Here is a 16,385-nt window from a genome sequence, read left to right on the forward strand (position 1 = left end):
CAATATATTGCTTAACTGCATTTATTTTAAATTCACTTGAATATCTTTTACTTGACATAAAAATCACCCCTTTACGCTAGTCTACACTAGGGTTTAAGGGGTGTCTACTTAAAGGGGTTCATTTCATTTCGTTCGGTAGGGGTATTATTATTTCTATTTGTATAGACAAAGATATGCCGTTTCTTCTTTAACTCTTACTCCAAATTTATTATTTGCTTCTACGACAAATGTTTCATTTTGTTTAAATTCTTTCCATTCATCACTTCCAGGAAGCATAATTTCCATCATTCCGCTTGTTACTGTCATAATTTCTTTGCTTGATGTCCCAAACTCATAATCGCCTACTGCCATTACTCCTATTGTTGCTGGACCTTCTGCTGCCATGAAACTTATAGATTTTACTTTTCCTTCAAAATACTCATTTGTTTTAAACATATTCTCTTCCCCTTATTAAAATATTTGATTTATTTTTAAATCTATTTAGACATCTCTTTAGACTTTTTAGTGCAATTTCTCATAGCTGAAATAACTGCATTTCGAAGTCCCTTTTCTTCAAGAGTTGCAACTGCCTCTATAGTTGTTCCTCCTGGAGAGCAAACCATATCTTTAAGTGCACCTGGGTGCATATCAGTTTCTAGTACCATCTTTGCAGCTCCAAGTACAGCTTGTGCTGCAAATTTATAAGCTTGATTTCTTGGCATCCCGTCTAATACTGCTGCATCAGCCATAGCCTCAATAAACATATATACATATGCTGGAGATGAACCACTAACAGAAGTAACAACATCCATTAATTTTTCCCCTACTATTTCCGATTTGCCAAAGCTATTAAAAATATCTGTTATTTCCTTTATCTCTTCCTTAGTTACTACTTCATTTGGACATAAAGCAGACATTCCTTCTCCTACAAGAGCTGGTGTATTAGGCATTACCCTAACTACCTTTAACTTTCTTCCAAATATCTCTTCAGTACTTTCAATAGACTTTCCTGCTGCAATTGTTACTATTACTGCATCTTTTTTAACTACATCCTTTATTCCTTTAATGATTATTGGATATAAATCAGGTTTTATTGATAGAATTAAAATATCACTAATTTCAGCCACTTGACTACTATTAGTAGTTGTTTTTACTCCATATTTTTCTTTAGCTTCGTTTAGACTTTTCTCATTTAAGTCTGCTACTACTATATTACTTGGAACAACTATATTGGCTTTAACTATTCCTCCAATCATCGCCTGCCCCATATTGCCGCATCCTATAAATCCTATTATCTTATTCATAATCATTCCCCTTTACTAACAGCAGCTAGCCCCTTCAAAAGACTGCTCTGTTCTATCTATTATTTCCTGTTGTAATACTTTATCAAGATTATTAAAATAATCACTATATCCAGCAACACGAACAATTAAATCTTTGTATTCATCAGGATTTTCTTGAGCTTTTAAAAGAGTTTCTCTACTTATAATATTAAACTGAATATGGTGACCATCCATTGTAAAGTATGCTCTTACTAAACTGGCCATATTATTTAATCCCTCTTCCCCTTGAACAACAGAAGGATCAAATTTTTGGTTTAATAGAGTTCCACCAGTTCTTAAATGGTCCATTTTGGCTGCTGATTTAACTACAGATGTAGGTCCATTTATATCTGCTCCCTTTTCTGGTGAAATGCCTTCTGAAACTGGAACATATGCCTTTCTTCCATTTGCACTTGCCCCCATAACTGATCCAAAGTATACATGACATGTAGTTGGAAGCATATTTATTCTATGAACTCCACCTCTTCCATTTTTTCTGCCATTTACTTCTTCGTAGTATGCATCAAATATTTGCTTCATTACTTCATCTGCATAATCATCATCATTACCGTACTTAGGCGTCTTATTCTTTGCTAAATTTAGTATATCTTCATGACCTTCAAAGTTATTTTCTAGGGCTTTCATTAATTCATCCATAGTTATATTCTTTTTATCAAATACTTGATATTTTATAGCAGTTAAAGAATCAGTAATTGTTCCGATACCAACACCTTGAATATAAGTAGTGTTATATCTAGCACCGCCAGCATTATAGTCTCTTCCTTTAGATATACAATCATCAGTTACTACTGAAAGAAATGGTACTGGCATTAGTGTTGCATATAGCCTTTCGATTACTCTATTTCCTTTTACTTTTATATCTACAAAGTGCTTAAGCTGTTTTTTAAAAGCTTCTAATATTTCTTCATAGCTTTCAAACTTAGTAACATCACCTGTTTCAATACCTAATTTTTTTCCAGTTATTATATCAATACCATTATTTAATGTTATCTCTAGTATTTTAGGTAAGTTAAAATATCCTGTAAGAATATATGCCTCTTTACCAAAAGCTCCCGCTTCAATACAACCACTTGTTCCACCACATCTAGCATCTTCTATTGATTTACCTGCTCTAACTAGTTCTTGGACGACAGCATCTGTATTGAACATAGATGGCTGACCCCAGCCTTCTCTAGATACCTCACAAGCTCTCTTTACAAATCTTTGTGGACTTTTCTTACTTATTTGTGCGTTTGAACTTGGTTGTAACAATCTCATTTCGTCTATTACATCAAGTAAAAGATAACTTATTTCGTTAACTCCATCTGAACCATCTATTTTTACTCCACCAATATTAATATTTGCAAAGTCTGTATAAGTACCACTTTCCTTTAGTGTTATACCAACCTTTGGTGGTGCTGGCTGATTATTAAATTTAACCCAGAAACATTGTAATAGTTCTTCAGCTTGTTCTCTTGTCAATGTTCCTTCATCTTCTTCTTTTTTATAAAATGGATATAAGTGTTGATCTAATCTTCCTGGGTTGTAAGCATCCCATGGATTTAATTCAGATATTACACATAAATGAACGAACCAATACATTTGAAGTGCTTCTCTAAATGTTCTTGGAGCATTAGCTGGAACATGTGCACATATATCTGCAATTTCTAAAAGCTCTAATTTTCTTTCTGTATTTTCTTCTTTTCGTGCCAATTCTTTTGCATACTCGTAATAACGTTTTCCCAAAATCATTACTGCATCACAAGCAATGCTCATAGCCTCTAGTTGATTTTTTTTATCTAGTGCTTCATCATCTTCATAAAAATCAAGATTTGCAATTGCATTTTCAATATCTTTCTTAAAATCCAAAAATCCTTTTTTATATATTTTATCGTCTCCAGTAGTATGTCCAGGACCCCTTTGTTCCATAAACTCTGTGAATATCCCTGATGCATAACATTCTTTCCACTCGTCACTCATACTTTCCAAAATTTTATGTCTCATTGATCTTTTTTCCCAGTAAGGAATTATAACTTCTTTTTGTATTTTTTTATCATTTTCATTTACTTTAAAAGATATGTTTTCACGTTTATCCATTATTTCTAAATCTTCAATAGTGTGACAACATAATTCTGGATATGTAGGAGTTGCAGCTGGTTCTTCTCCCCTTTCTCCAACTATTAATTCTCCATCATTAATACAAAGTTTTTTATTAGCCATTAATTCTTTCAAAACTAATGCTCTAAGTACTGGAATAGAAACCTTACCTTCATACTTTTTGTAAACTTCGTTTTCAATTTTTGCCCTTTCCATGGAAATACGAGGAATAGCGTTTAAACTTTGTTCCCTTAATTTTCTTACTCTTTCAGTCATCATAACTCATTACCCCCCTATTTTTACTTTTATATTAGATTTTTTAAATTTGTTTACTATTTCATCTATCTTTTCATCAGATGGCTTTTCCATACCTGTCAATTTATATTCCATGTTAAGCCTTCTATACTTATCCATACCCATTTTATGATATGGTAGTAAATTAACCTGTAATATATTTAGTTTTGAAAGAAGCTCTATGGAATTATCTATATGTTCATCATTATCGTTTACTCCTGCAATAATAGGCATTCTAACATATATATTACTTCCTTTATCTGAAAGTTTTTTTAGATTTTCTATTATTAAAATATTTTCAACACCTGTATATTTTATATGGTTTTCATTATCCATGTGTTTAATATCGAATAAGAATAAATCAACTTTATCATATATCTGTTCAAATTTATCCCAAGATGCATAACCGCTTGTATCTACAGTTGTATGAATTCCCCTAGTTTTGCATTTCTTCAAAACTTCATTTAAAAAATCTGAGTGTAATAGTGGTTCTCCTCCTGAAAATGTAACTCCTCCATTAGATTCATCATAAAACACTTCATCCTTTATTATTTCTTTCATAAGTTCCTGTACCGTCATATCTTTTCCTACATATTCTCTCGCGTTATTTGGACAGAAATCAGTGCATTTACCACAAAGTACACATTTATTTTCATCTACGACTGGGTAGTTATTATCAATATCTATTGCGTTTTGCATACACCTTTTAGCACAAACTCCACAGTTTGAACATCTTTCTTCAAAGAACATAATTTCATGCTTTAGACACTCGCTCTCTGGATTATGGCACCACCAACATCTTAGCGGGCATCCTTTAAGGAAAACTGTTGTACGAATACCAGGGCCATCGTGTACTGAATATTTTTGAATATTTATTACAGTTCCTAAAGCCATTTAACCATCCCCCATATAAAATTATTAAACGGAAATTATTTTATTGTTAAATAAGTAACTACCCTATTTAAAATATATAAGGTATTAAATTAATACCTTATATATTTTAAGCTCTTATTTTTTATTTTCACTTTTTTCTTTTAAAACACTATTAGTATGTACTGTTAGTATTTTAACTGTTTTACTTGTACAATTTGCCCAATTATGGATAACATTAGAATTATAATGGGCACTATCTCCTGGATATAGTTCATGTTGTTCATCATTAATAAACAGTGTGAGTATACCCTCTAAAACATAGATAAATTCCTCACCTCCATGTGTATATGGTGCTACATCTTCCTTACTGTTAGTTGGAAGTATTTCTATTAATCTCGGTAAAAGATTTTTTTCTCCAACATCATTAGTTAAATGATAATGTATAAATTGATTACTATATACTTGAAATACTTCTTTTTCATAACTACGAAGTATAACTTTTTTATTATATTTAGGGCCATCTAGAAAGTATGACAAGTTAACTTCTAGTACTTCAGCAATATTACTCAAAGAATCAATAGCAACAGTTGTCAACCCTCTTTCTAATTGCGATAGAAATCCAATAGATAAATTTGTTTTTGCGCTCAAATCTTTTAATGTTAAATCTTTATTAATCCTTAATTCTTTTATTTTTCTTCCTAAATCTTCTGTCATATCTATATCCTCTTTTCTATTTTAATATTATGAATTTATTATATCACAGCTATCAAAACTAAAAGAGTAACTGATTCATTTGGCAATTTCAGTATCATGAAAGTTTTCTATTGTTAAATATTTTAGTTATAATATCATAACTCTATAACCACGATGTATATTATTGTATTTACTGTTACTATATTACCTGTTTATATATTGTCAATCATCACATTTTCATTATACTATATTATTTTCTCGAAATCCATATAATTTTTCATTGCATTGAAATAATTTCATAACTATAAAATAAAATTTACGTATAACCCTCCTTTATCATATTTTTGAAAAAGTAATAGATTTATATAAAACTCAAAAATAACTTTAGAAATTAATTCTAATATATACTTTATTCAGGGAAACAATTGTAAATAAATAAATTGCCCCTTACCTCACTTTTTGTGATGTAGGGGCAATTTATTTTGATATTTTATAATTTGGAATATGAAGTTTATTGTTATTTTCTCCGTTGGTAGTAACTAGCCTAAGTACATTACTTTGAAAAGGAGCTTCTTCAGAATTTAGCCATAATTTAAATCCAGGTGAGTTTCTAATTTCTTCTGTAACTATCTCCCTCTCACCTTCATAATACCTTAAGTACAATATTTTATAAGTCTCTCCCATTAATTTAAGTTCCTTAGTAGTATAAAAATCAGTGATTCCCAATCTAGAAACAACTTTAGAATATATCATATCTCCATAAAATTCCCTAGAAACTTCATTGAAGTTATTAAGATTTTCATCTACTATTCCTTTTGCTTTTGACCAACCCTCTACATCAACACTTTCTGTACTATAATCAATTCCACTTCTTGGTGAATATTTAAGAACCCCATATTTTTGAGGGTATACAGAAATACAGCCTGTTACAATATCGTAAATTGAATTATCCTTATTCTTTATATCTTGAATATGGGTATGTCCACTTAAAGCTAAACTAATTTCATACTCTTGAAATACCTTTATAACATCTTCATTGTTATTTACGGTGAAGCCTTTACTTATTCTTTTACTATGATCTAATAAATTGTGATGCATAACTGGAATAAGCTTTGCTCCTTTTGATTTTGCCAAATCCCCACACTCTTTTATCCATTCAAGAGTCTCTGGAGAAATATTACCATCTATTTGTGGATATCCAAGAGTTAAATTATTTTTATATTGAGCAGTATCAAGCATCAATAACCATGTATCTTCTGAAGGGGCCGCAAGGTAGCTCAATGTAGTTTTATCTCTAGAGATAGCCTCTTTGTATCCAAAGTTTTTATAAAGTTTGCTAAAATCCTTTTTATTTATATAGTCTGTTCTATATTGTTTGTCGCCTTTAAATCCTCTTGCATAGGGGTTAAGTATATCATGATTCCCCGGAATAACATAAACTGAAGTACCCATTTTTTCAATTTCTTTTAATCGTTTTGCTAACTCTAAGTGACTTTCTTTCTCTCCATTACTAGTTAAATCTCCACTAATAATAAGAACATCTGGTTTCTTCTTTTTAATATTATTAGCAAAGGCATCCATTATTTCATGGATATAAGTTAATTGTTTTCCATCACCACTATTAACAAATTTTTGAAATGCTTCTCCACCATCAGTCAAACTTTCTGCTATGTAGTGAGTATCTGTTGCTATAAAATAGGTAACCTCTTCTCCAGACTTAATTTTAGATTCCTTAGAAGCACTATATTCAATTATACTAAATGTAACAATTATTAATATAATTATAAATGTCAAAACGCTCTTATTGATTTTCATATACTTCTCCATGCTTCTATATTTTTTAAGTTTTGTGTATGAAGTCTTTAAATTCAGCATTACAAGCTTGTGCTAATTTAGATTTTTCTAATTCTATTTGAATTCCGATTTTGCCTGCACTTACAACAATATTGTCTATTTCTAAAGCACTACTATCTATAAAAGTTGTATAGTTTTTCTTCATTCCTATTGGAGAACATCCTCCCCTTATATAACCTGTATGTTTTAATATATCCTTTACTGGTATCATCTCAACCTTTTTTTCTCCTGCAGCATTTGCAGCTTTTTTTAAATCTAATTCCTCTTTAACTGGCACAATAAATACATATATAGTTTTGCTGCTTCCTTGAACAACTAATGTCTTATAAACAAATTTTGGATCTCTTCCGATTTTTTGGGCAACTGAAACACCATCTATTTTCCCATCATTGCTTTCATATGTAATAATGCTATAATCTATTTTCTTTTGATCTAGAATACGCATAGCATTAGTTTTAACATTTGCCATATTGTACTTTCATCTCCTATTCTATATTGCATTTTAATACTTCCCAACTGGTGCTAAATAAACTACAAACTCATCTTCTCCATCTACATTAATTAATTTATCTATCTGAGTTTGATCATAAGCTCCTATTGCACATGTTCCACATCCAATAGCTTCACAAGCAATATATAGATTTTGACATAAATGTCCTGCATCTAATAGCATATGTTTATGAGATGATATATAATATCTCCACTCACCCCTATAAGGAATACAAGTCCATATAAATGTTGCTGCACCATTGCCTACAAATATTTGATCATGTGATATTTTAGAAATTTTTTCTTCTAAATTATCATCTTCAAAGATTAAAGCTAGTTGGTTGCTTACAGCCAAGTAACGATAAAGTCCCTTTTTTAATCCATCAACTCTATTTATTATTAAATATGTTTCAAAGGGATGTCTAGCTCCTGCAGATGGTACAGTTCTTATTGTAGCATAGTTATTAGGTCTAACTTTTTTTACCCCTTGCGTTGACCAAAGAAGAAACGATAACTCCTCTAGGCTTAATTTTTCTTCTTTGTATTTTCTACGGCTTTTTCTAGAGCTAATAATATCAAATACATTTACTTTTAAAAGTACATCTTCTGTTGCCTTTGGCAAATCTATAATTTCTAAGTAATTAACACAAGGCTTCTCTAATGGTGGCTGTGGTAATTTCTTTTCTTGGTCTGACTGTATATCATCCCAATCCGAAAAACTAGACTTCATAAAATCCCTTAATTGTTTTAATTTATACATAGTAATCCCCCTGGTTTGTATATTGTAATTTTAATATATAGTTCTCTATTAAAATTATAATACCCTTTTGCATATGCGTATATAAAATAAAACTACCCAATTAATTGAGTAGTTTTATGATTTGTATATTTTTATATTATCTGTGAATTATCAATTACTTCCTCTTTGTTTTTTATCTTTTCGATTACTAACCTTATTAGAGCTCCTCCAAATAAGAATACAATCATAAAAGTAATCAATATTACAATATTGTGGCTCAGTAAAGAGGAGTTAACTCCAGATATAATCATCCTAAGTGTATTTACTGAGTAAGTCATAGGTATAACCTTTCCAATAGCTTGATAGAATGCAGGGGCTGTTTCTATTGGGAAGGTTCCCCCAGAAGAAGCAAGCTGTAGCAATAATACAATAAACATAATTGGGGCTCCTAAAACACCTATCGCATGAGATACTCCATACATAACACTAAAGAATACTATTGCTATAAATATATTACTTATATAGAAGCTAGTAATATTTACAGGGTTGATACCAAGCCATTTTATAAGAACAAAACTTAAAATTAAAGCTTGAAGAGTCACAAGCCCTGAACCTATTACGAATCTTCCAATAAAACTATTTACAAACTTATTTTTAAATATATTTAAAGGTTTTTCAATTGAAATTATTATGTTTAAAAGCATTATACCTATCCATAATGACAATGAAATAAAATATGGTCCAAAGCCTTCTCCATAATATTTCACATCATTTATTGTGTTATTTTTTAAAGATACAGGTTCTGAAACAAACTTAGACATATCTTCAGAGTTAAACTTAAGATTATCGCTTATTTTGCCATAACCATTGTTCAGTCCATGGCTAAGTTTAGTTACTCCGTCATTAGCATCATTTAATCCATTATTTAAAGAAGTCGACCCATCGCTCAGTTGTTTTAGTCCATCTGACAGTTCACCTGTCTTTATAGCAGCAGTATTTAATCCCTCTTTTAGAGTAATATTACCGTTATTTAAAACTTTCAATCCTTCATTTAATGTAGCTGAACCACTATTTAACTTGTCTAATCCATATCCTAGTTCTCCAGTTTTTCCAGCAATTATATTTAATCCAGCAAGTATGCTGCTACTTCCATTTTGAATTCCCTTAGCCCCGTTTATTAGTTGGTCTAAAACAGCTTCAGCCTTACTTTGGTTATCAGATAATCCATTTGCCAATAGGCTAACACCTTCAGAAACTTGTTTAGTGCCTTCTTCTAGTTGTATTATGCTACCAACTAGAGGTTGTGCCGAATCTCCTAATTTTCTCATTGGAGCTTCAATATTAGCACTTATATTTGATTTATTAACTTTATCTACAGCTAAAATCGCAGCTTTTAGCTTATCTTTATCATCTTGGCTTAAGTTAGAATTGTTTATGTTATCTAATTGGGCATTTAATATTGATGATGCCTGATTAATACCATCTGAAGTTTCTTTAACACCATCTGCTAATGAATTAAGATTGGTATTAAGAGAATTATTTAATTGTTGCGCACCCTGTTCAATCAGTATAGTATTACTATTAAGATCTGATGCTCCTTTTACTAATAGCGGAATTTGATTATTTGTTTTAGTTAAACTACTTTTGAAATCATTTAGACCATTAACTAATAAAGTAGAACCGTCTACTACCTGATTTTCACCATCGATAAGTGATTTCAGTCCCACTTCAAGCTGTTTTGAACCTCCAGCCGCTAAGTTAAGTCCGTTTGATAAGTCACTACTACCATTAAATAGTTTTTGTGTTCCATCTTGTAGTTTTATTGAAGCGTTAGCCGCCTCATTCAAGCCATTTTCAAGTTGGATTGAACCACTTGCAACCTTTTTAGCACCATTTGTTAATTTATTACTTCCGTCTAAAAGTTTTTGTGTTCCATCTTGAAGCTTACCTGCTCCATCACCGGCATCTTTTATGGAAACTTTAATATCATATAGACTATTTACAAGTGCTTTGGATATTTCTTTTTGTATATTAGAACTCACCTCTAACTTAATACTATTGGCGACTTTTTCAGAAATCTGAGAGAAAACAAAGTTCTTTCCTTTATTAGCCATATATATTATCTCTGGATTATCAAACTCTCCATTTTGAGCATTTGCAACTTTCTTTGAGAAGTCCTCTGGTATTTGTATAACTGCATAATAGTCAGTACCTTCTAACCCCTTCTTTGCTTCTTCGTAGTCTACAAATTTCCAGTTTACTTTATTGTTGTTTTTGAGATTGTTCTCTAATTCTTTACCTATATAATATTCTTTTCCATCTTTAGTAAATGATTTATCCATATTTACAAAAGCTACAGGAACCTTATCTATTCTACCATATGCATTCCATATAGACCCAAGATATATAGAAGAATATAGCATTGGTACAAACATTACAGCAATAATTGATATAGCTAGAACAGTCATTATGAATTTTTTATTATCTTTTTTGTTTTTTATATTCATACTTTTACCTCCCTTCGGTGTCATTACTTTATAAGTAAATTAAATATAGTTGAGTTCTAATTCATAAAAACAATTGTATTTTAATCTACACATGTGTATTATAAGATATGTGTGGTGTATGTTCAACCATCAATGTGTTGTGCATTCGTCGATAAATCAACATACTTTCCATATATGTCGATTATCTTAATTATTAATAACCCCATGGAGGCTTTATTATGAATGAACAAAAAATAGATAGACGTATACGCAGGACCAAGAAACTTCTGCTTCAAGCCTTAACAAAGCTTATGTCTGAAAAAAAAATCAATCAAATTACAGTAACAGAATTAACTGATCTGGCAGATGTAAATAGATCAACTTTCTATCTTTACTATAAAGATACATTTGATATGCTAGAGCAAATAGAGAATGAACTATTTGATGATTTCAATAAAGCTTTTGAAAAATTTTCAAAGGACATAGCTACTTATGACAACATGTCATCCTTTTTTACTTTTGTGTTTGAGTTTGCGCAAGAAAATGCAGAGATTTGCAAAATATTACTTGGACCAGATGGCGACTATGCTTTTATAGAGAAGTTTAAGAAAGCTATTAAAGAGTCCCAACCACACTTAGGCGTTGAAATATCTCCAATAAACTTAAATTATTTTAGGCCTTTTGTCATATCTGGATATATAGGTGTTATACAGCAATGGTTAGAAGATGATATGCAAGTCTCTCCAAAAGATATGGCTACCTTTGTCACTGGTATTATTACAAACGGAATAAATTCCTTGAAATAGTTCATATCTATTTTTATAATTCACCATTTGACATTAATTGAATAATCTATATACTATAGGATTTTTATTAATGGAGGTGTCAAATGGGGTATTATATCAAAGTAGAACCACATGTAGAATGTTATGTTGAAGATCTTAATCCTGAAGGAGAAAAAACAATATTATTTCTGCACGGTTGGCCCGGAAGTCATAAACTGTTTGAATATCAATTTAATATTCTTCCTAAGATGGGATTTAGATGTATTGGAATAGATACCAGGGGCTTTGGAAATTCAGATAGACCTTATAAAGGATACGACTATGATAGATTGTCAGACGATGTTAGACGTATAATTGAGGTGCTAAATTTAAATGATATTACACTGGCAGGTCATTCAACAGGAGGAGCAATAGCAGTAAGATACATGGCTCGCCATAAAGGCTATGGAGTCTCTAAACTCGCTTTATTTGCTGCAGCAGCCCCTAGTCTTATCAAGCGACCTAATTTTCCTTATGGTATAGATAGAGAAGCTGTACTGCAAATTATTGAGGGAACGTATAAAGATCGTCCTAAAATGCTTAGAGATTTCGGCGATATATTTTTCTATCATCACACAACCGAACCCTTCTCAGAATGGTTCTTTGGATTAGGACTACAGGCAGCAAGTTGGTCCACTGCGGCCATTGCAAATACTTGGCTACAAGAAGAGAAACTCTTTTCAGACTTAGGAAAAATAAATGTACCAACTTTAATTCTCCATGGTATTCACGACAAGGTTGTTTTATTCCCATTAGGTGAAATACAAAAACAATGTATAAAAAATTCAAAACTTGTACCATTTAAATTTAGCGGTCATGGATTATTCTATGACGAGAAGGACAAATTTAATGAAGAATTGGTAAAATTTATAGGTAATTAAAGATATTATAAGATAACCGTGTTGCTTTTACTTTAACACGGTTATCTTGTTTTTATAAAACTTCTTCTAGGTTTACAGTATTTTGTTTTATTTCTTTATTTTTGATGCCTAATACTTTAATAGGAGACTTTCCTAATATATTTATCACTTCTGAAACTACTGGTTCAATTTCTATTCCTCCACGCACTAAAACTAACTTGTAACTGCTTATTTCCTTCTTATATTTTTCTAAGTAGGTTCTCATAGGTGAATTAATAGTTCCATTCCAAATTGAGGATACAATAATAATCTGGTCAAAATCACTAGGATTATAAGTCGGTTCATTAATTGAAACAATAGATTTTCTAGCAGCTTGAAGGCCTGATTTCAAAAATCCAAGTATCCCTCTTCTATTAATATTATCTTCAATTTTTTCAATTACTCCGCCAGTTTGCTTTTGTATTTGATTTGCTACTTTTTCAGTATTACCAGTACTCGTATAATACACAATTAGTGTTTTCATTTCACAACCCCTTTTTTAAGACACCACATAGTTTTCAATATGATTCTAATTAATCAAATTTATAGAAGTTTATTCCCATTTCTTCATTTAGTTCTCTTTCTACTGTGCCTTCTATAGCCTCTACCATTATTTCTCCTGTAACACTTATTATTGCTGAATTTAAGTGACCACCATATGTTTCATAATCTATGTCAGATAAATTAATATGTAAATGTAAATAAACTTCATCATTCATTGTAGAAATATTCCCTAAAAGGCTTGTTATTTCATAATCTCCACTTAAATCTATTGAATAATATTTCTTATAATAAGGTCTAAATAAACCAATTGTAGCTTTATTTACTGCTCCAATTCCCTTTACCCAACCTAATTTAATATTTTGCTCTTTGCAAAACTTCTTTAGAGTTTCAACAATTTCTTCACCTTTGTCTAGTCTCACAATATATTTATTTCCAAATTTTTTAAATTCCATAATATAACTCCTTTTCATTATAAATACAATATATTATACTTTCTATTTTACCATGAAATATTAAGTTTTTGACTTTTTATCATTAAATTAGTTCATTTACTCAGAGACTAGCTTTGTTATACTATAAAACCACTCTCTAATTTGAGAGTGGTTTTATAGTATAATTTTTTATTATTTTTTCATACCAGTGTAAATGAAGATTGCATCTCTTAAAAATTCTGCTCCACCTGGTTGTTCTTTATCATAATATGCTGTAAATCTTTCATCATCAACATACATTTGAGCAAGACCAGCATGTGCTTCCTTGCTGTAACTAGGCCAAGTGAAACTTAGCCATTGGCGGTGTAAATCTGCAACTTCCTGTGCTAGCTCACCTGCTGGGTCGCCCGTTGCAAATGCTTCTTTAAGCTTTTCCATTAAGGTAACACCTAGCTTTTCAAATTCATTGTATTGCTCTTCTGTCATATTCATTAATTTAGCATTTGACTTCTCAACAGTATCCTTGCCATACTTTTCTCTAATTTCTGCACCATACTTTTTCTCATTATCATCAATCATTTTCTTCTTAAAACCTTCAAATTTTTCTTTATTACTCATTTCAATTCTCCCTTCTGTTAACGATATTGTTTTATCTACATTAGCTATCAAAATATCCAATTGGTTTCTTTTTTCTAGGAGTTTTTCACGATGTTCTCTAAGTGCATTAGCTCCATCAAAAGAAGGTGAATTTATTATATCTCTTATATCTTCCAAACTTACACCAAGCTCTCTATAGAACATTATTTGCTGCAACCTATCGACTTCTTCTTGACCATAAATTCGATATCCTGATGAATTAATTCTTGCCGGCTTAAGAATTCCTATTTCATCATAGTATCTAAGTGTTCTTGTACTAACACCTGCTAAACTTCCTAGCTTTTGCACTGTATATTCCATCTGCATCCCTCCTATAAAATTAATATACACCTTTACGCAACGTCAATGTCAACAGCTTTTTAAAAATACTTTTTATATTTTTCTAAAATTTCCGGATTATGCAGCAAATCTCTGAATATTTAAATGTTTATTCTACTTTTGAACAATAAGAAAGCCCTAAACTATTAGGGCTAAAATTTTATCTTTCTAAATTTTATTCTACTTCTTCTTTGTATTATAATTTAAGGTCTATCTGTTTTTTGAATGGTGAGGACATGTTCTTATATGGTCATCTACCATGCCGATTGCTTGCATAAATGAGTAGACAGTTATTGGACCCACAAACTTAAAATCTCGTTTTTTTAAATCTTTACTGATTTGTTCTGACAGAGTAGTCTGAGCAGGAATATCTCCGTCGGATTTCCAATTGTTTATCACCGGTTTAAAATCAACATAACGCCATAAGAAATTTGAAAAACTTCCAAATTCTAGTTGGATTTTGATGACTGCTAAGGCATTACTTCTTACAGATTTTAGTTTTGATAGATGTTTAATAACATTATATTGTTCTCTGATGTTTTCTAAATCTTCGTCACTTAACTTTGAGCAATAAACGATATCAAAATTATGAAAAGCCCTTTTATATTCTTCTCTTTTAGAAAGAACTATATTCCATGATAATCCTGATTGTGCACCTTCTAATGTAAGCATTTCAAATATATATGAATCATCAAGGCTTGCTACACACCACTCATTATCATGATACTCCTTCATCATTTGACTTTCTCCAGGCCATAAACATGCACTCATTAAAAATTCCTCCATTCTTTTTTTGATTAGTATCCTTTCGTTTTTTTATTTCTCCGTTTATTATACCAACCTTAATATGACAACATGGCGTCATATTATAAATATTTTTTCAAGCTATCTTCCATTTTTCTTTTTATAATTTCCCTAATATGGTTTGGTTTTAAAACTTCTGCATAATTACCATAGGACAGCACATATCCATAAACCCACTCATCCTCCGGAAATGATACAGTCACAGTAAAACTTCTATCCGGATTTTTTACAATATCTCCTTGAGCTAATTCGTCATATATCCGATATGCCATCTTTTCTTCAATTCTCATAACGAGTTTTACCATACTATAATTGGGGGCTTGGAAGTTGCACCACCCATTCTTGGGAATATCTCTTTGAAAGAATTCATTAGTTGAAGTTAGATTTCTTATCCTTGTTATTTTAAATATTCTAAAATCACATTTTGTTTTACAGTAACCAAGAACATACCAACTTTGTTTCTTAAATACAATCTTAAGAGGTTCAATAGTTCTTTTTGTTTTTTCCCCAAGTGAACTAAAATAGTCAAATGTTACAATATTTCTATTCAAAATTGCTACTTTAAGTATATTAAATTTCTCTCCTTCGGCATCATTGCTACCCCAATGAGAAAAATCTACATCAATCCAGCTTATACTATCCCTTTTAAACATAACGGCCAGCTTTTTAAGAACTGATTCAATATCTGGAACATTAAGAGCATTTAAACCTTGTAGTGAAGATATAATATCAATCTGTTCTTTATCTGAAAGTATAACTTTGTTGAGGACAAAATTTTCAAGTAGTCTAATACCTCCACCTTTGCCCTTGTTAGTAGAAACTGGTATGCCTGCCCCACTAAGTGTATCTATATCACGATAAATTGTCCTCTGAGAGACATCAAAATGCTTAGATAATTCTTTAGCAGTAACAATCTTTTTATCAAGTAAAATATATACAATTTCAAGAAGTCTGTTAATCTGCATACTACATCACCTCTACTTATTTTATCATTAATATATGACATGAGCATGTCTTATTAAAGATATATATAATAATAAAAGCCTCAGAAGGAGGTGTTCGTAAATTATCCTCATGAGGCTTAAATATTTTTTATATTTCGTCCCTATTAACACGACGTAC

The 16,385-nt window shown here is 30.9% G+C and carries 16 protein-coding genes; 2 read left to right on the forward strand and 14 right to left on the reverse strand.

Features of this window, described 5'->3' with window-relative positions:
• Positions 1-153: 153 nt before the first annotated feature.
• From ppnP to ACUSRV_RS00045, 9 genes are all read right to left on the reverse strand, one after another.
• On the reverse strand, positions 154-435 hold the full coding sequence (gene ppnP / locus ACUSRV_RS00005; RefSeq protein ID WP_490139848.1) for a pyrimidine/purine nucleoside phosphorylase: 282 nt from the start codon (positions 433-435) through the stop codon (positions 154-156).
• A 41-nt stretch (positions 436-476) separates the two neighbouring features.
• Positions 477-1,283, reverse strand: a complete 807-nt coding sequence (gene proC, locus ACUSRV_RS00010; RefSeq protein ID WP_490139849.1) for a pyrroline-5-carboxylate reductase — start codon at positions 1,281-1,283, stop codon at positions 477-479.
• Positions 1,284-1,298: 15 nt separating this feature from the next.
• Positions 1,299-3,677 (reverse strand): trans-4-hydroxy-L-proline dehydratase, encoded by a 2,379-nt coding sequence (gene hypD, locus ACUSRV_RS00015; RefSeq protein WP_490139850.1) that lies wholly within the window; start codon positions 3,675-3,677, stop codon positions 1,299-1,301.
• Positions 3,678-3,683: 6 nt separating this feature from the next.
• On the reverse strand, positions 3,684-4,586 hold the full coding sequence (locus tag ACUSRV_RS00020; RefSeq protein ID WP_490139851.1) for a trans-4-hydroxy-L-proline dehydratase activase: 903 nt from the start codon (positions 4,584-4,586) through the stop codon (positions 3,684-3,686).
• A gap of 114 nt (positions 4,587-4,700) precedes the next feature.
• Entirely contained in the window at positions 4,701-5,279 is a 579-nt protein-coding gene (locus ACUSRV_RS00025) for a helix-turn-helix domain-containing protein (protein ID WP_490139852.1), read from the reverse strand.
• A gap of 456 nt (positions 5,280-5,735) precedes the next feature.
• Positions 5,736-7,073, reverse strand: coding sequence for a metallophosphoesterase (locus tag ACUSRV_RS00030; RefSeq protein ID WP_490139853.1), 1,338 nt, complete (start codon positions 7,071-7,073; stop codon positions 5,736-5,738).
• A 25-nt stretch (positions 7,074-7,098) separates the two neighbouring features.
• Entirely contained in the window at positions 7,099-7,581 is a 483-nt protein-coding gene (gene ybaK, locus ACUSRV_RS00035; protein ID WP_490139854.1) for a Cys-tRNA(Pro) deacylase, read from the reverse strand.
• A 33-nt stretch (positions 7,582-7,614) separates the two neighbouring features.
• Complete coding sequence (locus ACUSRV_RS00040) at positions 7,615-8,361, reverse strand: SagB/ThcOx family dehydrogenase (protein WP_490139855.1); 747 nt, start codon at positions 8,359-8,361, stop codon at positions 7,615-7,617.
• 131 nt (positions 8,362-8,492) lie between these two features.
• A complete protein-coding gene (locus ACUSRV_RS00045; protein WP_490139856.1) occupies positions 8,493-10,847 on the reverse strand; it encodes a YhgE/Pip family protein in 2,355 nt (784 codons plus the stop codon).
• Positions 10,848-11,065: 218 nt separating this feature from the next.
• Here ACUSRV_RS00045 and ACUSRV_RS00050 point away from each other — a divergent pair, with 218 nt between their 5' ends.
• Entirely contained in the window at positions 11,066-11,632 is a 567-nt protein-coding gene (locus tag ACUSRV_RS00050; RefSeq protein ID WP_490139857.1) for a TetR/AcrR family transcriptional regulator, read from the forward strand.
• Between the two features lie 83 nt (positions 11,633-11,715).
• Positions 11,716-12,531 (forward strand): alpha/beta fold hydrolase, encoded by an 816-nt coding sequence (locus tag ACUSRV_RS00055; RefSeq protein WP_490139858.1) that lies wholly within the window; start codon positions 11,716-11,718, stop codon positions 12,529-12,531.
• Between the two features lie 52 nt (positions 12,532-12,583).
• On the opposite strand, the gene ACUSRV_RS00060 is transcribed toward ACUSRV_RS00055, so the two are convergent.
• The 5 genes from ACUSRV_RS00060 to ACUSRV_RS00080 form a co-directional block, all read right to left on the reverse strand.
• On the reverse strand, positions 12,584-13,033 hold the full coding sequence (locus ACUSRV_RS00060) for a flavodoxin family protein (RefSeq protein ID WP_490139859.1): 450 nt from the start codon (positions 13,031-13,033) through the stop codon (positions 12,584-12,586).
• 49 nt (positions 13,034-13,082) lie between these two features.
• Positions 13,083-13,505, reverse strand: coding sequence for a PPC domain-containing DNA-binding protein (locus ACUSRV_RS00065; protein ID WP_490139860.1), 423 nt, complete (start codon positions 13,503-13,505; stop codon positions 13,083-13,085).
• A 171-nt stretch (positions 13,506-13,676) separates the two neighbouring features.
• Positions 13,677-14,441 (reverse strand): MerR family transcriptional regulator, encoded by a 765-nt coding sequence (locus ACUSRV_RS00070; RefSeq protein WP_490139861.1) that lies wholly within the window; start codon positions 14,439-14,441, stop codon positions 13,677-13,679.
• Between the two features lie 228 nt (positions 14,442-14,669).
• Positions 14,670-15,230, reverse strand: a complete 561-nt coding sequence (locus ACUSRV_RS00075; RefSeq protein ID WP_490139862.1) for a DNA-3-methyladenine glycosylase I — start codon at positions 15,228-15,230, stop codon at positions 14,670-14,672.
• 95 nt (positions 15,231-15,325) lie between these two features.
• Positions 15,326-16,228, reverse strand: coding sequence for a helix-turn-helix transcriptional regulator (locus ACUSRV_RS00080; RefSeq protein ID WP_490139863.1), 903 nt, complete (start codon positions 16,226-16,228; stop codon positions 15,326-15,328).
• Positions 16,229-16,385 lie beyond the last annotated feature (157 nt).

This window comes from Sporacetigenium sp. TC11 (genome assembly GCF_058146105.1).